The organism is Streptomyces sp. ML-6, assembly GCF_030116705.1.
In the GTDB taxonomy this organism is placed as follows: domain Bacteria; phylum Actinomycetota; class Actinomycetes; order Streptomycetales; family Streptomycetaceae; genus Streptomyces.
On the sequence record NZ_JAOTIK010000001.1, the window covers coordinates 863,897 to 882,768 of the forward strand.

21 protein-coding genes are annotated in these 18,872 nt (G+C 72.5%); 6 read left to right on the forward strand and 15 right to left on the reverse strand.

Going from position 1 to position 18,872, the window contains the following annotated elements; all coding sequences use genetic code 11:
* Together OCT49_RS03745 and tuf are read right to left on the reverse strand one after the other, a co-directional pair.
* Entirely contained in the window at window positions 1-846 is an 846-nt protein-coding gene (locus OCT49_RS03745; protein ID WP_283850475.1) for a patatin-like phospholipase family protein, read from the reverse strand.
* Between the two features lie 66 nt (window positions 847-912).
* Window positions 913-2,082: an elongation factor Tu gene (gene tuf, locus OCT49_RS03750; RefSeq protein ID WP_283850476.1), complete on the reverse strand. Its 1,170-nt coding sequence runs from the start codon at window positions 2,080-2,082 to the stop codon at window positions 913-915.
* Between the two features lie 499 nt (window positions 2,083-2,581).
* Between tuf and OCT49_RS03755 the strand changes: the two genes are divergently transcribed.
* Together OCT49_RS03755 and OCT49_RS03760 are read left to right on the forward strand one after the other, a co-directional pair.
* Window positions 2,582-3,295 (forward strand): TVP38/TMEM64 family protein, encoded by a 714-nt coding sequence (locus OCT49_RS03755; RefSeq protein ID WP_283850477.1) that lies wholly within the window; start codon window positions 2,582-2,584, stop codon window positions 3,293-3,295.
* A 228-nt stretch (window positions 3,296-3,523) separates the two neighbouring features.
* Window positions 3,524-4,396, forward strand: a complete 873-nt coding sequence (locus OCT49_RS03760) for an undecaprenyl-diphosphate phosphatase (protein ID WP_283850478.1) — start codon at window positions 3,524-3,526, stop codon at window positions 4,394-4,396.
* A gap of 201 nt (window positions 4,397-4,597) precedes the next feature.
* Here the strand turns inward: OCT49_RS03760 and OCT49_RS03765 are convergent, their stop codons facing one another.
* Window positions 4,598-4,852, reverse strand: a complete 255-nt coding sequence (locus tag OCT49_RS03765; protein ID WP_283850479.1) for a LapA family protein — start codon at window positions 4,850-4,852, stop codon at window positions 4,598-4,600.
* Between the two features lie 91 nt (window positions 4,853-4,943).
* Window positions 4,944-5,213 (reverse strand): MDR/zinc-dependent alcohol dehydrogenase-like family protein, encoded by a 270-nt coding sequence (locus OCT49_RS03770; RefSeq protein ID WP_283850480.1) that lies wholly within the window; start codon window positions 5,211-5,213, stop codon window positions 4,944-4,946.
* A gap of 306 nt (window positions 5,214-5,519) precedes the next feature.
* Between OCT49_RS03770 and OCT49_RS03775 the strand changes: the two genes are divergently transcribed.
* Together OCT49_RS03775 and lnt are read left to right on the forward strand one after the other, a co-directional pair.
* Window positions 5,520-6,377 carry a universal stress protein gene (locus OCT49_RS03775; protein ID WP_283850481.1) on the forward strand — a complete coding sequence of 286 codons (858 nt, stop codon included), beginning with the start codon at window positions 5,520-5,522 and terminating at the stop codon, window positions 6,375-6,377.
* A gap of 182 nt (window positions 6,378-6,559) precedes the next feature.
* Window positions 6,560-8,188, forward strand: a complete 1,629-nt coding sequence (lnt, locus tag OCT49_RS03780) for an apolipoprotein N-acyltransferase (protein WP_502963331.1) — start codon at window positions 6,560-6,562, stop codon at window positions 8,186-8,188.
* A 114-nt stretch (window positions 8,189-8,302) separates the two neighbouring features.
* Here the strand turns inward: lnt and OCT49_RS03785 are convergent, their stop codons facing one another.
* The 3 genes from OCT49_RS03785 to OCT49_RS03795 form a co-directional block, all read right to left on the reverse strand.
* Window positions 8,303-8,575 carry a DUF8108 domain-containing protein gene (locus OCT49_RS03785; RefSeq protein WP_283850482.1) on the reverse strand — a complete coding sequence of 91 codons (273 nt, stop codon included), beginning with the start codon at window positions 8,573-8,575 and terminating at the stop codon, window positions 8,303-8,305.
* Window positions 8,576-8,695: 120 nt separating this feature from the next.
* Entirely contained in the window at window positions 8,696-9,595 is a 900-nt protein-coding gene (locus OCT49_RS03790; protein ID WP_283850483.1) for a Gfo/Idh/MocA family protein, read from the reverse strand.
* An 84-nt stretch (window positions 9,596-9,679) separates the two neighbouring features.
* Window positions 9,680-10,891, reverse strand: coding sequence for an FAD-dependent monooxygenase (locus tag OCT49_RS03795; protein WP_283850484.1), 1,212 nt, complete (start codon window positions 10,889-10,891; stop codon window positions 9,680-9,682).
* An 87-nt stretch (window positions 10,892-10,978) separates the two neighbouring features.
* On the opposite strand from OCT49_RS03795, the gene OCT49_RS40025 reads away from it, so the two are divergent.
* Window positions 10,979-11,839, forward strand: a complete 861-nt coding sequence (locus OCT49_RS40025; protein ID WP_502963332.1) for a TetR family transcriptional regulator — start codon at window positions 10,979-10,981, stop codon at window positions 11,837-11,839.
* A 108-nt stretch (window positions 11,840-11,947) separates the two neighbouring features.
* Window positions 11,948-12,373, forward strand: coding sequence for a hypothetical protein (locus tag OCT49_RS03810; RefSeq protein WP_283855659.1), 426 nt, complete (start codon window positions 11,948-11,950; stop codon window positions 12,371-12,373).
* Between the two features lie 49 nt (window positions 12,374-12,422).
* Here the strand turns inward: OCT49_RS03810 and OCT49_RS03815 are convergent, their stop codons facing one another.
* From OCT49_RS03815 to OCT49_RS03850, 8 genes are all read right to left on the reverse strand, one after another.
* Entirely contained in the window at window positions 12,423-12,908 is a 486-nt protein-coding gene (locus tag OCT49_RS03815; protein ID WP_283850485.1) for a hypothetical protein, read from the reverse strand.
* 150 nt (window positions 12,909-13,058) lie between these two features.
* Window positions 13,059-13,742 carry a uracil-DNA glycosylase gene (locus OCT49_RS03820; protein ID WP_283850486.1) on the reverse strand — a complete coding sequence of 228 codons (684 nt, stop codon included), beginning with the start codon at window positions 13,740-13,742 and terminating at the stop codon, window positions 13,059-13,061.
* Between the two features lie 95 nt (window positions 13,743-13,837).
* A complete protein-coding gene (locus tag OCT49_RS03825; RefSeq protein WP_283850487.1) occupies window positions 13,838-15,418 on the reverse strand; it encodes an ABC transporter substrate-binding protein in 1,581 nt (526 codons plus the stop codon).
* A 118-nt stretch (window positions 15,419-15,536) separates the two neighbouring features.
* Window positions 15,537-16,292 carry an SDR family oxidoreductase gene (locus OCT49_RS03830; protein WP_283850488.1) on the reverse strand — a complete coding sequence of 252 codons (756 nt, stop codon included), beginning with the start codon at window positions 16,290-16,292 and terminating at the stop codon, window positions 15,537-15,539.
* Window positions 16,293-16,311: 19 nt separating this feature from the next.
* On the reverse strand, window positions 16,312-17,073 hold the full coding sequence (gene fabG, locus OCT49_RS03835; RefSeq protein ID WP_283850489.1) for a 3-oxoacyl-ACP reductase FabG: 762 nt from the start codon (window positions 17,071-17,073) through the stop codon (window positions 16,312-16,314).
* A 234-nt stretch (window positions 17,074-17,307) separates the two neighbouring features.
* Complete coding sequence (locus OCT49_RS03840) at window positions 17,308-17,691, reverse strand: DUF3037 domain-containing protein (RefSeq protein ID WP_283850490.1); 384 nt, start codon at window positions 17,689-17,691, stop codon at window positions 17,308-17,310.
* Window positions 17,688-18,536 carry a HipA family kinase gene (locus OCT49_RS03845; RefSeq protein ID WP_283850491.1) on the reverse strand — a complete coding sequence of 283 codons (849 nt, stop codon included), beginning with the start codon at window positions 18,534-18,536 and terminating at the stop codon, window positions 17,688-17,690. Before OCT49_RS03845 ends, OCT49_RS03840 begins: the two co-directional genes overlap by 4 nt.
* A gap of 69 nt (window positions 18,537-18,605) precedes the next feature.
* A complete protein-coding gene (locus tag OCT49_RS03850; RefSeq protein ID WP_283850492.1) occupies window positions 18,606-18,809 on the reverse strand; it encodes an integrase in 204 nt (67 codons plus the stop codon).
* Between the last annotated feature and the right edge of the window lie 63 nt (window positions 18,810-18,872).

The following is an 18,872-nucleotide window of genomic DNA, read 5'->3' on the forward strand; positions in this document are numbered from 1 at the left end:
TCAGCTGCCGAGGACCGCGGCGACGGCCTCGGCGTGCGTGGCCGCCTGGGCGAGACCCGCTCGGGCCGCCGCGGCCCGGTGGCCCGGGTCGAGGGGGTTGCGGCCGAACGCGCCCTTCGACGCCGCGTCGGGGGTGATGACCTCGACGCGGGCGCCGTTCGCGACGAGCTCGGCCCCCTGTGCGGCCGGGGCGGCGATGGCCTTGTTGCCGCTCGCCGACGGGGCGATGACGACGACGCGCCGGTGGCCGGCGGCGAGGTGGGCGTTGGCCGTGGAGTACACCCCGCCGTCGATGCAGTCCCGTCCCCCGGCCCGGGCGACGGGCCACACGCCGGGAACCGCCGAGCTCGCGGTGACGGCGTCCACGAGGGGGACGCCGTCCTCCTTGCCGAACGTGTGGAGTTCGCCGGTGAAGGCGTCGACGGCGGTGATGCGCAGGGGGCGGTCGGGCCACTCCGTCGAGGGGAGGCGGCTCGCGATCGCCGCGCGCCGTTCCTCCGCGTCGAGGTCGAGCCGGGCGCCCCGCGCCAGCCGGCCCAGCCTCCGGCCGTACTCCTCGGGGGTGCGGGAGAGGAGCACGGCCCCCGCGTAGCGCAGCAGGGTGAGTGCGCCGAGCCGGCCGCCCCTCATCTCCCGCGGGTCGGCGAGCTGGAGTTCGTACATTCCGGGGAGGTCGAGCAGTCCGGAGGCCAGCTGCGCGCCGACCGAGGCCCCGGCCGAGCTGCCGATGATCAGATCGACGGTGGAGAGGTCCGCGCCTGCTTCCGCGAGTCCGTGCAGGATCCCGATTTCCCAGGCTCCGCCGGTGACACCGCCGGAACCGAGCACCAGTGCTGTTTCTGTCATGCCGTCAGTCTTGCGCACGGTGCGGGGCCCGCCTCCCGTGGGGTACGGGAGGCGGGCCCCGGGGCCTCAGAGCAGCCCGGTGACCGTGCCGGCGCCGACCGTGCGGCCGCCCTCGCGGATCGCGAAGCCGAGTCCGGTCTCCAGCGGGACGTCACGGCCCAGTTCGACGGTCAGGTCGACCGTGTCGCCGGGACGCGCCACCGCCACCTCGCCGAGGTCCACGTCCCCGACGACGTCCGCCGTGCGGATGTAGAACTGTGGTCGGTAGCCGGTGGTGAGCGGTGTGCTGCGGCCGCCCTCCCGCGCCGACAGCACGTACACCTGCGCCGTGAAGCGCCGGCTCGGCGTCACGCTGCCCGGCACCGCGACCACGTGTCCGCGCCGGACCCGGTCGCGCTCCACACCGCGCAGCAGCAGGGCCACGTTGTCGCCCGCCTCGGCGGACTCCATCGGCTTCCCGAAGGTCTCCAGGCCGATGACGACCGTCTCGATGTCCGGTCCGAGCACCGCCACCCGGTCGCCGACGCGGACGGTGCCGCGCTCGACGGCCCCGGTGACGACGGTGCCCCGGCCGGTGATGGTCAGGACGTTCTCCACCGACAGCAGGAACGGCGCGTCGGTGTAGCGGACCGGCATCGGTACGTACGTGTCGACGGCGTCCAGCAGCGCCTCGACGGCCGCGGTCCAGCGGGGGTCGCCCGCCAGCGCCCTCAGCCCCGAGACCCGTACGACGGGCACGGAGTCGCCGCCGTAGCCGTGCGCGGACAGCAGCTCACGGACCTCCAGCTCGACCAGGTCGGTCAGCTCGGGGTCCCCCGCGTCCGCCTTGTTGAGGGCGACGACGATGTGGTCGACCCCCACCTGGCGGGCGAGCAGGACGTGCTCGGCGGTCTGCGGCATGATCCCCTCGAGCGCCGAGACGACGAGGATCGCCCCGTCGAGCTGGGCGGCGCCGGTGACCATGTTCTTGATGTAGTCGGCGTGCCCGGGCATGTCGACGTGCGCGTAGTGACGGGTGTCGGTCTCGTACTCGACGTGCGCGATGTTGATGGTGATGCCGCGCCGCGACTCCTCCGGGGCCCGGTCGATCCGGTCGAACGGGACGAACGTGCCGGTCCCCCGGTCGCTGAGGACCTTGGTGATGGCGGCGGTCAGGGTGGTCTTGCCGTGGTCGACGTGGCCCATGGTGCCGATGTTGAGGTGCGGCTTGGTGCGCACGTATGCCGTCTTGGGCATGGTTCATTCCTTGGGTTTCGAAGCTGGGTGAGGACCCCGGGGCCCGGCCGACCCTCCCCTTGCGGGGTCCGCCGGACTGTCGGGGGAGGGTCAGCTTCGGGCGCCGCCGAGGGGCGCTGCGGCGGCGGTGCACGCCGCCGGGACGACTGCTGCGGTCGCGGGGCTCACGGCAGCCTTCGGCGCGTCCGCGACTGCGGACGGCGCTGCGGGGAAGGCGTACCGGAACATGGCTCCGATGATGTCCGGCCCCCGCCGCCCCGTCGAATGGTTTTCCGGCGGACTTCCCGGGGCCGGTACGGGAGTTGGGCGCACGGCCACCGGCACGTGCCCGCCGCCGCGGCCCGGCGGGCGGTCCGGCATGCGGTCCGGCGCGGCGCAGGGTCACGAGGCCCACGGCCGTGCGGTGCGGGCGGCCCGTTCGCCGTACGGCGTGTGCGCCGTCGCCTCCGTGCCGCGCATGTCGCGGTGTTCGTTCACCGCTGTCGGCTACTCTCCCGGCATGTTCGACCCCGCCCCCACCGCCCGGCCCGCCACCGGCCTCGCCGTGCGCTGCACCAGGGTGCTGCTCTCGCCCTGGTCCCGGTTCTCACTGCTCGTGGTGGTGCTGCTGGCCGCGGCGGTCGCGATGCTGCTCCTCGAACCCCAGCGGCTGCTCGCCACCGGCTGGCCCGCCCGGCTCGACGGCGGCGTCGTGGCGGTCCTCCTGTTCGGGGTCGCGTACGGCGTGTGCACCGTCGCCTTCGTACCGCGCCCCCTGCTCAACCTCGCCGCGGGCGCGCTCTTCGGCACGCAGGCGGGGCTGGCCGCCGCGCTGGCGGGGACGGTGCTGGGGGCGGGCATCTCGTTCGGGCTGGGCAGGGTGCTCGGGCAGGACGCGCTGCGCACGCTGCTGCGCGGGCGGTGGCTCAGGGCGGCGGACGGCCAGCTGAGCCGGCACGGGTTCCGTTCGATGCTGGCGCTGCGACTGTTCCCGGGTGTCCCGTTCGCGGCGGCAAACTACTGCGCGGCGGTCTCGCGCATGGGGTATCCGCCGTTCCTGGTCGCCACCGGGCTCGGTTCGATCCCGAACACCGCGGCGTACGTGGTGGCGGGCAGCGAGGCGACGTCGCCGACCTCGCCCGCGTTCCTGGCCGCCATGGGCTTCATCGTGCTGACGGGGGTCGGCACGGCCTTCGTCGCCTGGCGCAAGCGCCACCGGCTGGCCTCCGAGTGACCCTTCTCTCCTCCCGGGACCGGTGCCGGTCCCGGGAGGCGGGGTGGCCGGCGGCCGGACGACCCGGGTGCGGGCGGCGTTGTTCACCCGGGGGAGATACCCTGCCCGCGACCGACCGAAGGGCCGCGGATCCTGCGCGGTCCTGTTCTCCATTGACCGCCATACGCACGTCGCCGACGGTTCCGCCGTCGGCCGATGCATGATCACCTCCGGGATGGCCAAAGCCCCATGAGCTGGTTCGAATCGTTCGTCCTGGGCCTCGTTCAGGGACTGACCGAATTCCTGCCGATCTCCTCCAGCGCGCATCTGCGGCTCACTGCGGCATTCGCCGGCTGGCACGACCCGGGTGCGGCGTTCACCGCCATCACCCAGATCGGCACGGAGGCGGCAGTCCTCATCTACTTCCGCAAGGACATCGTCCGGATCGTCTCGGCGTGGTTCCGTTCCCTGGTGGACCGGTCGATGCGCGGCGACCACGACGCCCAGATGGGCTGGCTGGTGATCGTGGGCTCCATCCCCATCGGTGTGCTCGGCGTGACGCTCAAGGACCAGATCGAGGGCCCCTTCCGCGACCTGCGGCTGATCGCCACCACCCTGATCGTCATGGGCATCGTCCTCGGCATCGCCGACCGTCTCGCCGCGCGCGAGGAGACGGGCGGCAGGCACCGGGCCGGCAAGGAGCGCAAGACGCTCAAGGAACTCGGCGTGAAGGACGGCCTGATCTTCGGCTGCTGCCAGGCGATGGCCCTGATCCCGGGCGTCTCCCGCTCCGGGGCCACCATCAGCGGCGGTCTGCTCATGGGGTACACCCGTGAGGCGGCGGCCCGGTACTCCTTCCTGCTCGCGATCCCCGCAGTGCTGGCCTCGGGCGTCTTCGAGCTGAAGGACGCGGGCGAGGGGCACGTGTCGTGGGGGCCGACGATCTTCGCGACCTTCATCGCGTTCGGCGTGGGGTATGCCGTCATCGCCTGGTTCATGAAGTTCATCACGACCAAGAGCTTCATGCCGTTCGTGATCTACCGGATCATTCTGGGCATTCTGCTGTTCATCCTGGTCGGCGCGGGGGTCCTGAGCCCGCACGCGGGCGAGTCCGCGGGCTGACCAGGTACCCACTTCCATCCTGATCCAGCGTTTTCTTGCACCTTCGCACAACCGCGCACCATGATCATCTCTCACTCGCCTCCCACCCGAAGGGGCGGAACACCTCGAACCGCGAAGGTGCGACTGCAAAGTCGACGAGCGGGAAGAAGGATCCGGTGCGGGGCGGGCGGACCACCGCCCGCCCCGCACCGGATCTCCGGGTCAGCGCTTCGCGCGGCGGCGGGCCAGGAGGGCACCCATGAGCAGCCCGACCGCCAGGGTCACGGTCAGCACCGCCCAGAGCGGCAGAGTGACCGTGGCGACCCACAGCCGTATGCCCACGGACGCGGTGTTCACGGCAATGAACCAGATCGTGAGCACCGCCAGCACCACGAATCCGATCGTGCGCAGCCGGATGTCCCGTCCCTTGACGGTCAGGGTCGACGGAGCATCCGATCGAGAGGTCTTCTGCACCATTCATCCAGTATCGGGCGGTTCGGGCGATCGGTCCTGGTGGGCCCGGCCCCGCTCCTGTACGCCCCGTGCGCCGCACAATGTGCCGGCCGGCTCAGGGTATGTCGCCCCGCCAGTCCCACCGGGCGGGATCGCCGTCCCGGGGACCGTACTCCGCCCGGCCGCCCGCTCCGAACCGCCCGATCTCCGTGTTCAGCGCCGCCCCCTCGCGCAGCGCCGCGTCCGTCCAGCCGGTCACGTCGAGGAGCAGCCCGTCGAGGGGGCCGCCCACCAGCTCCCGGTAGGAGTGGCCCGGCCGGGGTCCCGGATCGGGATCGTCGTGGTCGGCGCCGTACACGCGCCGCTGCCGCATCAGCTCGTCCATGGGGGCAGGATCGCACCCGGCACTGACAGCGGCGCCCCGGTGGCCGCCGGGCCCCGCGGGCACGTCGGCCCCGCCCGGCGGCGGGGCAGTCCCGCTCCGGCGCCGGTCCCGGCTCCCGAACAGGCACCGGGCCCCGGCGGGCCGTAGCGTACGAAACGGCCCCGGCGCACGTCCGCGACGCCCCACCGCTCCGCGCGGACGGGGGTCCCTCATGGATCTCCCGGACAGAGGGGCCGAAAGTCCCTGCCGTACGACGGCCGTACGTACCAGCCTGGGACGGGATACCGCCGGATTCTGGAGGGAACCATGACCGCCACCGACCGTCCCGTGATCGCCGCCGTGGACGGCTCCCCGCACAGCCGGGAAGCCCTCGACTGGGCCGCCCACGAAGCCGTGCGACGAGGACTCGCACTGGTCGTCGTACACGCCCGGACGCCCGATCGGCGCAGTGCGCAGGACGCCCTGCGGCGCGAGTCGGAGGAACTGCTCGAACGGTCCGTGCAGCGGGTGTCCGAGATCGAGCCGACCCTGCACCCGACGACGCTCTCGCCTCTGGACTTCCCCTCGGCGGCCCTCACTTCGCTCAGCCGTGACGCGTCGCTGGTGGTCGTCGGCTCGCGCGGGCTCGGCGGGTTCCGGTCCCTGATGCTCGGCTCCAACAGCCTCGCGACCGCCTCGATGGCCAAGTGTCCCGTCGTCGTCATCCACGGCGGGGCGACGGACGAGGGGGCGACGGCGGAGGAGTTCACCGACATCGTCGCGGGCGTGGCCGCTGACGAGAGCAGCGAAGCGGTGCTGGAGTTCGCCTTCGGGACCGCCGCCTCCCGGCCGGGCGCACGGCTGCGGATCGTGCACGGCTGGACGATGTTCTCCTCGCTCCTGTCCGGCGGCCCCGTCTTCGACCGGGCAGCGGCGGCGGACTCGGCCGACCGGACCCTCGCGGAGCTCACCGCGGGGTGGCAGGAGAAGTACCCCCAGGTCGAGGTCGTCCGGGAACCGGTCAGCGGCTCCGCCTCCCGCACCCTGGTCACGGCCTCGGCGACCGCGGCCCTGACCGTGGTCGGCCGGCGCAAGGGCGGGGAGTCTCTCGGGCTCGGCCTCTCCCCCGTCGCCCAGACCACGCTCTCGCACGCGCTCGGCCCGGTCGCGGTGGTGCCCTGCTGACGGTGGCGGTGCCGTCCCGCCGTCCGCGTACTCCTCCCGGCCCCGTGCCCCGGTGCCCGCACCGGGGCCTCCGCCGCCGCGCGGGTACGGAGCGATGCTTCCGTTTCTCCGCGCCGGGGAAGAACTGCGGAGCGGGGTACCGGGGTGGAGACTGCTGATCAGGCGGGACGAGGAGGCGGACCATGCTGGTTCCGGCCGGTCGGGGCGGCGAGTGGTGGGCGCGGATGCTGCGGTCCGGCCGATGGCGCGGCGGCCTCGCGGTCCTCGCGGGCGCACTGCCCGCGCTCGCCTTTCCCGCCCCTTCCCTGTGGTGGCTCGCCGGGATCGGCCTGGTGCCGTGGCTGCTCCTCGTCCGTTCCGCCGGTACGGGGCGCAGGGCCGCGCTGGACGGCTGGCTCGGCGGCATCGGCTACATGATCGCGGTGCATCACTGGCTGGTGCCGAGCCTCCATGTGTTCATCGTTCTCCTGGCCGCCCTGCTCGGTCTGCTGTGGGCCCCGTGGGGGGTACTGGTCCTGCGGACGCTGGGCGGGCCGGTGTCGGCGGCGGGCGCCGTCCGGGCGGTCGTCGTGGTGCCCTGCGGCTGGCTGATGATCGAACTGGTCCGGTCCTGGGAGGCGCTGGGCGGTCCCTGGGGACTGCTCGGCGCGAGCCAGTGGCAGGTGGCCCCCGCGCTCCGGGTCGCCTCCGTGGGCGGGGTGTGGCTGGTGAGTCTCCTGGTGGTGGCGGTGAACACCGCCGTCGCCCTGCTGTTCGTGACCGCGGCCGCCCGCACCGCGGCCGTCGTGAGCCTGGTGGTGTGCGCGCTGGCCGTGGGCGCGATGGCGGGCTGGGCGCCGCGGCCCGAGCGGTCGGGAACGGTCAGGATCGCCGTCGTGCAGCCGGGTGTGGTCGCGGGGCCCCACAGCGTCGAGCGCCGTCTCGCGGTGGGCGAGCGGCTGACCGGTTCGCTGGCCGGGAACGATCTCGATCTGGTGGTGTGGGGCGAGAGCAGTGTGGGGGCGGACCTTACCCGGCGTCCGGACATCGCCGCCCGGATCGCGGCCCTCGCGCGCCGGGTCGGCGCGGACGTGCTGGTCAACACGGACGCCCGGCAGACCGACGGGTCGGGCCGGAAGGGCATCTTCAAGTCGGCGGTGCTGGTGGGCCCGGACGGCCCGACCGGGGACCGCTACGACAAGATGCGGCTGGTGCCGTTCGGCGAGTACGTCCCGGTCCGTCCGGTACTCGGCTGGGTCACCTCCATGGGCCGGGCCGCGGGCGAGGACCGGTTGCGGGGCACCGCCCCGGTCACGATGTCGCTGCCGGGGGCGGACGGCGGGCGCGGGCTGCGGTTCGGGCCGCTGGTCTGCTTCGAGTCCGCGTTCCCCGACATGAGCCGCCGGCTGACCCTGGACGGTGCGCAGTTGCTGGTCGCGCAGTCGTCCACCTCCTCGTTCCAGCACAGTTGGGCACCCGAGCAGCACGCGTCGCTCGGGGCGCTGCGGGCCGCCGAGAACGGCCGCCCGATGGTGCACGCCACCCTGACCGGTGTCAGCGCGGTGTACGGCCCGCAGGGTGCCCCGGTCGGTGTTCCGCTCGGTACGGACACCAGTGGCGCCGCCGTGTTCGACGTGCCGCTGGCGACGGGCACCACGCTCTACGTGCGGCTGGGCGACTGGGCGTTGTGGGGTGCGGCGGCGGTGCTGGTGGCGTACGGCGCCCTCGAAGCGGCGCGGTCGGCGGGGCGGCGCGGCCGGGCCGGGCCGACCGGTGCCCGGCGCGGTCCCGTCGCGGCCGGCTCCGGCTCCGGCGGTCCCGGCGGGCGGTGATCCGGTGGGCGGTGGCCCGGCGGGCTCATCCGCACAGTCTTCGGCGGGGGCCGCTCACGGAGACGATGTGGCCCTGGGCGTCGACGGTGAGCGCGACCCGCTCGACCTTGTTGGTCACGGCCAGCACCAGCCACACGGGGCCCAGAGGAAGCAGCTGAACACCGTCAGAAGGGCGTGCAGCACGTGGTTGAGCGGCTTGCCCCGGACCATGACGACCTGCGTCTCGGCCCGTGACTCCACCCGCCAGCCGCTCGCGATCCGCTGGTTGACCGCCCAGTCGAGGATCAGCCCGCGCTGTGTCGCGTCGGGCGGCCGTCCGTCGGCGGAGTAGTAACCGGGCGGCGGCTGAAGAGCTCCCCAGCCCTTCGGCTCGTCGTGGGGCCTCACGCGGTCACCTCCACGGGCCGGTGGTCCATCCCCTCAGCCTGCATCGGTGCCCGGCCCCACGCATCCGGAAGCCCGTCGGCGCCGGGGCCGGGCGCCCCTCCGCGGCCCCTGGTTCGGCCCTCAGGCGCAGCCCAGGTCGCGCAGGATGCGTTCGCACAGCTCGTGCGTCCGCAAGGCGTCCCGGGCGCTCAGCACCGTACCGGCGCGCACCGCGTCCAGGAAGGACAGCACGCACTGCTCGATGCCGCGCTGACGGGCCACCGGCACCCAGTCGCCGCGCCGTCGCAGGCTCGGCTGTCCCTTGTGGTCGATCACCTCGGCGAGGTTGACGACCTCGCGCTTGGAGTCCTGGCCGGAGACCTCCAGCCGTTCCTCGGCCGATCCGCTGAGCCGGTTCATCGTGCCGATGGCGGTGAACCCGTCGCCGGACAGCTGCAGCACGACGTGGTGCATCAGCCCCTCGCGGATCCTGGCCCGCACGACGGTCTGGTCGACCGGTCCCGGCACCAGGAAGCGCAAGGTATCGACAACATGTATGAAGTCGTCCAACACCATGCCGCGCGGTTCCTCGGGCAGGCCCACCCGGTTCTTCTGCATGAGGATCAGCTCGCGCGGATGTTCGGCGCACTGCGCGTAACCGGGCGCGAACCTGCGGTTGAAGCCGACGGCCAGGCTCGTCCCCCGCTCCTCGGCGAGGTCCACCAGCCGCTGGGAGTCGGCGAGTTCGTAGGCCAGCGGCTTGTCGACGTACGTGGCGACGCCCGCCTCCAGCAACCGGCCCACGATCTCGGGGTGCGCGGCGGTCGGGGCGTGGACGAAGGCGGCGTCCAGGTCCTGGGCCAGCAGCGATCCGAGGTCGGCGTGGCACTGTCGCGGCGGGATGCGGTACGTCCCGGCGACCGCCTCCAGGGTGGCGGGGGTGCGGGTCTGCAGGTGCAGCTCGATCCCGGGCACGGTGGTCAGGACGGGCAGGTACGCCTTCCGCGCGATGTCGCCGAGTCCGATGCAGCCGACCTTCACGGGGTCTCCCTCTCACTGTCCGGCGCCCGCCCGGTGCGGTGGCCACCGGGCGGGCGGGCCCGCGGGCTCCCCGGAGCCGGTGTCCTACCGCAGCGTCCCGTGCGCGTCGTTCGTCCGGGCAGCATACGTGGACCGGGGCGGTTGCCAGTCCATGATCCCGTCGAAGGTGCGCAGGACGAGGGCGGGTCCGAAGCGCGAGACGGCGACCATCAGCGCGTCGCGCACCGCAACGGCGGGGGCGCTGCTCAGCCGCGTCAGGCGGGCGGTCCGGGCAGCCCTGCGGACGATGGCCGACGTACGGGGCAGGCGGTCGGCGGTGTACGCGGCCAGTCCCGCGCCGAGGTCCGTGCTCGTCGTCAGCCGGTGGGCGAGCACGAGCGCGTCCTCGACGCTCTGGTTGCCGCCCTGGCCGAGGCTGGGGGCCATCGCGTGGGCGGAGTCACCGACGAGGACGGTGCGGCCCCGGTGGAAGGCGGGCAGGGGGTGAATCAGCTGGTACACGTCGTTGCGGAGCACCTGGTCCGGCTCGGCGGCGGCGATGACCGCGGGGATCGGGTCGTGCCAGTCGCCGAAGCGGCGCGTCATCTCCGCCTTCTCGTCGTCGGCCGCGCGGGCCCCGGCGGGGGCGACGGCGGCCCCGTAGGCGTAGATCCGGCCGTCCTTGAGCGGCTGGGTGCCCCAGAGCGCGCCGCGTCCCCAGGTCTCGTGCGGGGAGAAGGGACGCCCGAGGGCGGGGACGACGATGCGCCAGGTGGTGAACCCGGCGTACGAGGGGCCGGGGTGGGCCGGGAAGAGCGCGCCGCGCACGGCCGATTTGATGCCGTCGGCGCCGATGACGAGGTCGGCCTCCATGCTCCCGGCCGCCGTCTCGACCACCGCGGGCGCGCCGCCCGCGGTGCCCGGGTCCAGCAGCCGCGCGGCCGCGCCGGTGCGGACGGTGCCCTCGGGCAGCCGGGCCACGAGGCGGTCGACGAAGGTGGCGCGGTGCAACAGAACCAGCGGGCCGCCGAACCGCTCGGCCGCGGCGGCGCTGTCCGTGCGCGAGAGCCAGCGGCCGTTCGGGGCGCGCATGCCGCCGTCGCCCTGCCAGGCGGCGAGGGACCTCATCTCGTCGCCGAGGCCGATGACGTCCAGGGCGCGCTGGGCGTTGGGGGCCAGGGCGATCCCGGCTCCGACGGGTTCCAGGGAGGCCGCGCGTTCCAGGACGGTGATGTGCCAGCCGAGGCCGTGCAGGGCCACCGCCGTGGTGAGACCGCCGATTCCGCCGCCGATGACGACGGCGCGGGGCTTGTCCATGACTCCTCCTCGGAACTGCGTCCGCACTACATCCGTAGTGCCACGCTCACCGTACTACGGCTGTAGTTGCAGGGGTAGGTTGGCCCCATGGCCACACGCACCGCCGGTACCTCCCGGGCCGCCCTCATCGCCGATGCCGCCCTCGCCCTGCTCGCCGAACGCGGGATGCGCGGGCTGACCCACCGCGCGGTGGACGAGCGCGCCGGGCTCCCCCAGGGCTCGACGTCCAACCACGCGCGGACCCGGCAGTCGCTGCTGGAGGCGGCGGTGCGGCGGCTCGCGGAGCGCGAGGCCCGGGTGCTCGCCCCCGCCGGGCTCCTCCCGGCCCCGGCCGCCGGGACGGGAAGCGGCCCGGACCCCGACGGGCGCAGGCCCGACGCGGACGGGCGCAGGCCCGACGCGGACGGGCGCAGGCCCGACGCGGACGGGCGCAGGCCCGACGCGGACGGGCGCAGGCCCGACGCGGACGGGCGCAGGCCCGACGCGGACGGGCGCAGGCCCGACGCGGACGGGCGCAGGCCCGACGCGGACGGGCGCAGGCCCGACGCGGACGGGCGCAGGCCCGACGCGGACGGCGTTCCGCCCGCCGGGGCGGCGGAACTGATCGCCGGTCTGGCCCGGGTGCTGCACCGCTACCTCACCGACCACCCCGAACTGCTCGTCTGCCGTTACGAACTCGCCCTGGAGGCGACCCGGCGCCCGGAGCTGCGGGAGTTCTTCGACGCCACGGGCCGGCAGTTCCGCGAGCCGCTGCTGGCCCTGATGGCCTCGGCCGGATCGGCGGAGCCCGAACGGCACGCCCTGTCCCTGGTGGCCTGGTGCGAGGGGCTGATGTTCTCCTGCGCGGCGGGGTCGTACAACCGCGCCGCGCCGAGCGAGGAGGAGCTGCGCGCGGGCTTCGCCGAACTGCTGGACGGAATGCTCGGACCGCGGTGGGCACCGCACTGACCGGTGTCACCCGTGCGGACCAATCCCCGCCGTGTGTCCCGCCCGGAGCCGGGTCCGCACCGCAGAGTTGATCAGGTGCAACGAACCGGAATCACCGTCAGGATCACCATGGGCCTCGTGGCGGGCCTGGCCGCCACCTCACTGACCGGCTGCGTGTCCGTGCAGCCCCGGCCGGACGCCCCGGCCCGGCCCGACACCGGCGGACCCGCCCAGGACCTGGCCCCGCAGACCGCGCGGCCACCCGTCCACGACTCCCTGGAAGCCGTACCGGCCTCCGAGTCGCCCGCCTCCCCGTCACCCCGGGCGGCCCCGCCGGACACCCGCCGCGCGGCGCCCGGCGCCCCGCGGCGCCCCCGGCTTCCCCATGTCGCGCGCCCCCGGCCGCGCCAGGCGCCGCCCGCCGTGATCCCGCCCGCACCGCCCTTGCCGGCCCCCGTCGCCGGGACGGACGTCTGCGCGCTGGGGCGGAGCTACGGGCACTGGCCCGCAGGCAGCCCGCAGTCCCGGATCTGCGAGCACACCTACGGCCGCTGACCCCGGGGAACGACACGAGGGCGGCCCGTCCCCCACGGACGGGCCGCCCTCACAGTTCGCGCAGCCTCAGCTCCAGCCGCGCGATCGCCGCGCGCACCCCTCCCCCGTACCCGTCGTCCGCGCCGTCCTCGGCGAGCACGACGGAAGCGGCCCGGGCCCGGTCCAGGTGGATCCGGGCCGCCCCGGGGTGCTGGAGCCGCACATAGTCCGCCGCGAGGTTGAGGTGGAGCGAGGGGTAGAGCGCCCGCACCGCCGGCGCGTCGGGGTGTTGTGCCGCACGCTCGTCGGACAGCCCGTCGGCCGCGGTCAGCGCCCGCAGGTCCCAGGCCAGCTCGTCGCCGGGATCGTCCTGGGCATCGGCCATGTAGTGGGCGAGGGTGCACCGGTGCAGGGCCTCGCCGTCCTCGCCGATCTCCGACCAGATCGCGCCGAAGCGGTTGCGGGCCTCTTCCCGGTCACCGCCGTGCAGCAGCATGACCGCCTGGCCGATCCTGGTCATGACGGCGTCCTTCGACGCCTCCTGCTGCTCCGTCACCACGGCCTCCCTGCACGACCCGTCCGCCCGTTCCCCCTCGACGCTAACCGCAGTCGTCGTCGATCCCGCTGAGGCTCGGGCGGACGCCCCGGGACTGTCCGCCGGGTGCCGCCGTCGGCCGGGCCGGGCCCGGCCGCCGGACCGGGTGGATCAGCCCAGGTCGGGGATGCGCCAGTCGATCGCGTCGTGGCCCTGCGCCGCCACCGCTTCGTTGATCTGCGTGAACGGACGCGAGCCGAAGAACTTCTTGGCCGAGAGCGGCGAGGGGTGCGCCCCCTTCACCACCACGTGGCGCTCCTCGTCGATCAGCGGGAGCTTCTTCTGCGCGTAGTTGCCCCAGAGGACGAAGACCGCCGGGTCGGGCCTCGACGCGACGGCGCGGATCACCGCGTCGGTGAACTTCTCCCAGCCCTTGCCCTTGTGCGAGTTGGCCTCGCCCGCACGGACCGTGAGCACGGCGTTGAGCAGGAGCACGCCCTGCTCGGCCCACGGCATCAGATACCCGTTGTCCGGGATCGGCAGGCCGAGCTCCTCCTTCATCTCCTTGTAGATGTTCCGCAGGGACGGCGGCGTCTTCACGCCGGGCCGCACGGAGAAGCACAGCCCGTGCCCCTGCCCCTCCCCGTGGTACGGGTCCTGGCCGAGGACAAGGACCTTCACCTTGTCGTAGGGCGTGGCCTCCAGGGCGGCGAACACCTGGTCGCGCGGGGGGTAGACCGGCCCCTTGGCCCGCTCCTCCTCGACGAACTCGGTGAGCTCCTTGAAGTAGGGCTTCTGCAGCTCTTCGCCGAGGACGCCGCGCCAGGACTCGGGCAGCAGGTCGGTGTCGGTCACGTGAACAACCTCCGGTGAGCAATCGGCATTTCATCCGAGAACCTACCGGGGACCACTGACAACGCCCCCGCCGGTCCGGTTCCGCCCTTTTCGCCCTACCAGCTGGCCTTGCGGTAGAACTCCCACATCTGCATGACCGTCTGCGGGTCCAGGGCTCGCTCGCCCCCGCCGATGTCCTCGCCCGAGGCGACGTACAGCTTGCCCTGCCACAACGGCAGCACCCGCACGTCGTCGACCAGGATCTTCTGGGCCCGTTCGAACTGCTTGACGACCGCGCCCCGGTCGCTCTCCTTGCGGGTCTGCGGCAGCAGCTCCCGGGTGATCTCGTCCTTCATGTACGGCATGCCCGTGACGCTGTCCTTGCCGAGGAACGGGGCGATGAAGTTGTCCGGGTCCGGGAAGTCCGGGAACCAGCCCCGGCCGAAGACGGGGTACTCGCCCTTGTTGAAGCCCTCCTGGAACGTCTTCCAGGGCTTGCCCTTCAACGTGATCCGGAACAGCCCGGAACCCTCCAGCTGCCGCTTCAGCTCCTCGAACTCGAGGGCCGTGGAGGAGCCGTACCGGTCGGTCGCGTACCAGAGCGTCAGCTTGACGGGCTTGGTGATGCCGGCCTTGGTCAGGATCTGCTTGGCCTTGGCCCGGTCCGGGTCACCGTAGGCGTCGAAGAAGCTGGTGGTGTGGGCCGTGATGCCCTTGGGGACCATGGAGTACAGCGGCTCGGCCGTGCCCTGGTAGACCTTGGCCACCAGGGCGTCACGGTCCACGAGCTGGGCGATGGCCCGCCGCACGGCCACGTTCCCCGCGGCCGGGTCCTCGGGGTTGAAGACCAGGAAACGGATGTCCGCGCCGACCGTCTCGACGATCTGCGGGCTGCCGTCCTTGTTCTGGCCGTTCTCCAGGGCGATGACCTCCTCGGCGGTGAGGCCGCGGTAGATCGCGTCGATCTCGTTCTTCCGGAGGGCCGCCACCACGGGGGCGGACTCCTTGAAGTAACGGATCGTCACAGAATCGTTCTTGCGGTTGGCGAATCCCTTGTAGTCCGGGTTCTTCACCAGTTCGGCGCGCTTCCCCGGCTTGTACGAATCGAGAAGGTACGGGCCCGATCCGGTGATCTTTCCGTCAGTGCGCAGCTTGTGCTTCGAATAGGCACTGGGGGCCACCAGCGACATGGCGGGCGTGGTGAGAACGAACGGGAAGGTGGCGTCCGGCTTGGTGAGGTGGAAGACGACGACGTCCTCCCCCTTGGTCTCGATCCGGTCGAGCGAACCGAGCATGCCGACCGGGCCACCCTTGAAATCGATCTCCCTGATCCGGTCGATGGAGTACTTCACGGCCTCGGCATCGAGTGCGTCCCCGTTGGAGAACTTCAGCCCTTTGCGGAGTTTGCACCGGTAGGAGGTGCTGGTGGTATCGGTGAACTTGCACCACTCCGCGGCATCGGGCTGGGGACTCGTACTTCCCGTGGGGAAACTCACCAGGGTCTGGAAGACATTGCGCATCAGCTCCCAGGAGTTGTCCCATGCAGCCGCCGGATCGAGAGTGGAAGGCTCACTGGTCGTGCCGACGACTATCTTCTGCTCGATATCCGATCCGCTGTCGGAGAAAAGTCCGCAGCCCGACAGCAGAGAAAGGGAAGCAAGAGCTGCAACGGCCTGACGACCGGCCCGGTAGAACACGTGAACGCTCCTCGATCAGCCATGGGTCGGCAGACCATACCGCAGCGCCCCGCCAGGTCAATCCGCAGGTCTGGCGGGGCACTTGAGTCAATCAGGGCCAAACCCTCTCAGGCCGTTCTCAGCCCACGCCCGCATTCAGGAAGATTCCTCCGTCGACCACCAGGGTCTGACCGGTGATCCAGTCGGCCTGACCCGAGGTGAGAAACGCCGCGGCGCCGCCGATGTCCTCGGGGACCCCGAGCCGTCCGAGCGGATAGGCCGCCGCGGCCTCCTCCTCTCGGCCCTCGTACAGCGCCTGGGCGAATTTCGTCTTCACGACCGCGGGAGCAATTGCGTTGACCCGGACGACCGGCGCGAATTCGTGCGCCAGCTGGAGGGTCAGATTGACCATGGCCGCCTTGCTCATGCCGTAGGCGCCGATGAAGGGCGAGGCGGACACCCCGGCGATCGAGGCGATGTTGACGATCGCCCCGCCGTTGTCCTTCTGCCACGCCTTCCAGGTCTGCTGCGCGAACCCGAGCGCCGAGATCACATTCGTCTCGAAGACCTTGCGGGCCACGTCGAGGTCGAGTTCGGCGATCGGCCCGAAGACCGGATTCGTCCCGGCATTGTTGACCAGGAAATCGACCCGGCCGAAGGCCTCCATGGTGCGTTCGACGGCCACCACCCGGTGCTCCGCGTCGTGCGCCTTGCCCGCCACCCCGATCACCCGGTCGGAACCCAGCCGTTCGACGGCCTCCTCGAGCGCCTCCTCGCCACGCCCGGTGATGCACACCCGGTCGCCCCGGGCCACCAGCGCCTCGGCGATGCCGTAACCGATGCCCCGGCTCGCGCCCGTGACGAGCGCGACCTTCCCGCTGTCCTGCACAGTCATGATTCCGCAGCCCTTCGGGTCAGTTGAGCGGTCCGCCGGCCACGTACATGACCTGCCCGGACACGAAGCCCGCCGCGTCCCCCGTGAAGAAGGCGATGGCGTTGGCGATGTCCTCGGGGCGGCCGACCCGCTGCACCGGGATCTGAGTGGCGGCGGCGGCCTGGAACTCCTCGAAGCCCATGCCGATCCGGGCCGCGGTCTGCGCGGTCATCTCGGTGACGACGAAGCCGGGGGCGACGGCGTTGGCCGTGATGCCGAACTTGCCGAGTTCCTTGGCGAGGGTCTTGGTGAAGCCCTGCAGACCGGCCTTGACGGCGGCGTAGTTGGCCTGGCCGCGGTTGCCGAGCGCCGAGGAGGAGGAGAGCGAGACGATCCGGCCGAACCCGGCGTCCACCATGTGCTTCTGGACCGCCTTGGCCATCAGGAACGCGCCCTTGAGGTGCACGTTCATCACGATGTCCCAGTCGGACTCGCTCATCTTGAAGAGCAGGTTGTCGCGGAGCACGCCCGCGTTGTTGACGAGGATCGTCGGGGCGCCGAGTTCGGCGGCCACCCGCTCGACCGCGGCCTCCACCTGGGCGCTGTCCGACACATCGCAGCCGACGGCGAGGGCGGTGCCCCCCGCGGCGGTGATCTTCTCGAGGGTGTCCTTGCAGGCCGCCCCGTCGAGGTCGAGTACGGCGACGGCGCGGCCCTCGGCCGCCAGGCGTACCGCGGTGGCGGCGCCAATGCCCCGCGCCGCTCCGGTCACGATGGCGACGCGCTGCTCGGTGGTGGACATGCTTGGTTCTCCTCGCCCTTGGATCGCCGCCCAGCGGACGTCGGGGCACCTCCGGCACGGGACCTCGTGTGCGCGGAACCTTCCCGATGGCTGAGCGACCGCTTAGTACCTTCAGCAGACGAGACGCTAGAAGCCCTGGCACCCGGTGTCAACGGCGCGCGACGGCCGGGGCGCATGTCACACCCGGTGGCGCCGCCGTCCGCAACGGTCGCGGACGGCGGCGCGGCACGGGGGTCAGCGCACCAGCAGGTCGAGCAGCCGTTCCACCTCGGCCTCCGGGTCGGCAGTGAGGCCGCTGTGCACGGGGCCCGGCTGGACGACGGTGGAGCGCGGCGCGATCAGCCAGCGGAAGCGCCGGCCCGCGTCGTCACGGGCGGCCTGGCCCGCGTCCGCGCCGCCCAGGCACACTCCCTCGACGGCGCGCAGGGCGGCCCGTACGCCGACCACGTCGGCGGCCGGGTCCAGGACCTTCAGCTTGGTCTCGTCGAGATGGGTGCGGGCGGCGACGAAGCTCCGGGCGCGGCAGTAGACGATCACGCCCGCGTTGAAGCACTCGCCGCGCTGCACCCGCGGCACCACGCGCAGCAGCGCGTACTCGAAGACATCGCGCTCGCTCACGGACGGTCGTCCTTCTTCTTGGCGGGGTGCGGCCAGGGGGTGAGGTGGTCGGTGAGCCAGCCGGGGGCCTGGGACGGCTTGGGCTCGGTGGGGGCGTCCATGATGATCCGCTCGTGGATGGTCGCGGCGCGCGGCAGCAGCGCCTCCACATAGGCGCGGCGCAGGTCGTCGGGGGACGCGAAGCCGGGTTCGTCCACCAGCCACTCGTCGGGGACGTCGGACGCGACCTCGGCGAGCAGTTCCCCGGTGACCAGCGGGGCGAGTTCGGCGGCGGCCGCCGCGATGTCGGGGGCGAACGGGGCGAGGGCGTGGTCCGACGCGTTGTACGGCTTGGCGGCGGACGCCTGGGCCCCGGGCCAGTTGTGGTGCCAGATCATGGTGGCGCCGTGGTCGATGAGCCACAGGTCGCCGTGCCAGACCAGCATGTTCGGGTTGCGCCAGGACCGGTCGACGTTGTTGATCAGCGCGTCGAACCAGACGACCCGTCCGGCCTCCCGCGCGTCCACCCGGTAGGCGAGCGGGTCGAAACCGATCGAGCCGGGCAGGAAGTCCATCCCCAGGTTGAGGCCGCCGCTGGCCTTCAGGAGTTCCTGCACCTCCTGGTCGGGTTCGGCCAGGCCGATGACCGGGTCGAGCTGGATCTGCACGAGGTCGGGCACGCGCAGGCCGAGCCTGCGGCCGAGCTGTCCACAGATGACCTCCGCGACCAGCGTCTTGCGCCCCTGTCCGGCACCGGTGAACTTCATGACGTAGGTGCCGGAGTCGTCGGCCTCGACGATCCCGGGGAGCGAACCGCCCTCACGCAAAGGCGTGACATAGCGAGTCGCTACGACTTCTTCCAACACTTTCCCAGGCCACCCATCTTTTCAGCCTCATAATCCACGGACGGCTTCTCCAGGATGTAGAGGCAGGAATCACCGGTCGACGGCGCTGGGGAGAATCTGGGGAGTTTCGGCCGGCGAGCCGATCTCCCCGCTCCCCAGCAGACCGTCGATCGTGCCGCGTCCCTTGCTGCCGGCTTCCGGCATGAAGTGAGCATAGTAACCGAGGGTGATCGCCGGTGAGGAGTGTCCGAGCCACCGGGCCGGGGTCACGACGGACTCTCCGGTTTCCCCCACGACAGCGCCATCCCTACCGACGGGAACGTTTCGATGCCCGGTGCCGCGCCACCGTCCTCCTTG

What these genes read in the sequence shown, in the direction of transcription:
- OCT49_RS40025 (WP_502963332.1), top strand. Translation starts at nt 10,979, where the DNA reads ATGGCCACACGCACCGCCGGTACCTCCCGGGCCGCCCTCATCGCCGAT.
- OCT49_RS03770 (WP_283850480.1), bottom strand. Translation starts at nt 5,213, where the DNA reads ATGGACGAGCTGATGCGGCAGCGGCGCGTGTACGGCGCCGACCACGAC.
- OCT49_RS03765 (WP_283850479.1), bottom strand. Translation starts at nt 4,852, where the DNA reads ATGGTGCAGAAGACCTCTCGATCGGATGCTCCGTCGACCCTGACCGTC.
- lnt (WP_502963331.1), top strand. Translation starts at nt 6,560, where the DNA reads ATGCTGGTTCCGGCCGGTCGGGGCGGCGAGTGGTGGGCGCGGATGCTG.
- OCT49_RS03795 (WP_283850484.1), bottom strand. Translation starts at nt 10,891, where the DNA reads ATGGACAAGCCCCGCGCCGTCGTCATCGGCGGCGGAATCGGCGGTCTC.
- OCT49_RS03810 (WP_283855659.1), top strand. Translation starts at nt 11,948, where the DNA reads ATGGGCCTCGTGGCGGGCCTGGCCGCCACCTCACTGACCGGCTGCGTG.
- OCT49_RS03760 (WP_283850478.1), top strand. Translation starts at nt 3,524, where the DNA reads ATGAGCTGGTTCGAATCGTTCGTCCTGGGCCTCGTTCAGGGACTGACC.
- fabG (WP_283850489.1), bottom strand. Translation starts at nt 17,073, where the DNA reads ATGTCCACCACCGAGCAGCGCGTCGCCATCGTGACCGGAGCGGCGCGG.
- OCT49_RS03755 (WP_283850477.1), top strand. Translation starts at nt 2,582, where the DNA reads ATGTTCGACCCCGCCCCCACCGCCCGGCCCGCCACCGGCCTCGCCGTG.
- OCT49_RS03745 (WP_283850475.1), bottom strand. Translation starts at nt 846, where the DNA reads ATGACAGAAACAGCACTGGTGCTCGGTTCCGGCGGTGTCACCGGCGGA.
- OCT49_RS03775 (WP_283850481.1), top strand. Translation starts at nt 5,520, where the DNA reads ATGACCGCCACCGACCGTCCCGTGATCGCCGCCGTGGACGGCTCCCCG.
- tuf (WP_283850476.1), bottom strand. Translation starts at nt 2,082, where the DNA reads ATGCCCAAGACGGCATACGTGCGCACCAAGCCGCACCTCAACATCGGC.
- OCT49_RS03830 (WP_283850488.1), bottom strand. Translation starts at nt 16,292, where the DNA reads ATGACTGTGCAGGACAGCGGGAAGGTCGCGCTCGTCACGGGCGCGAGC.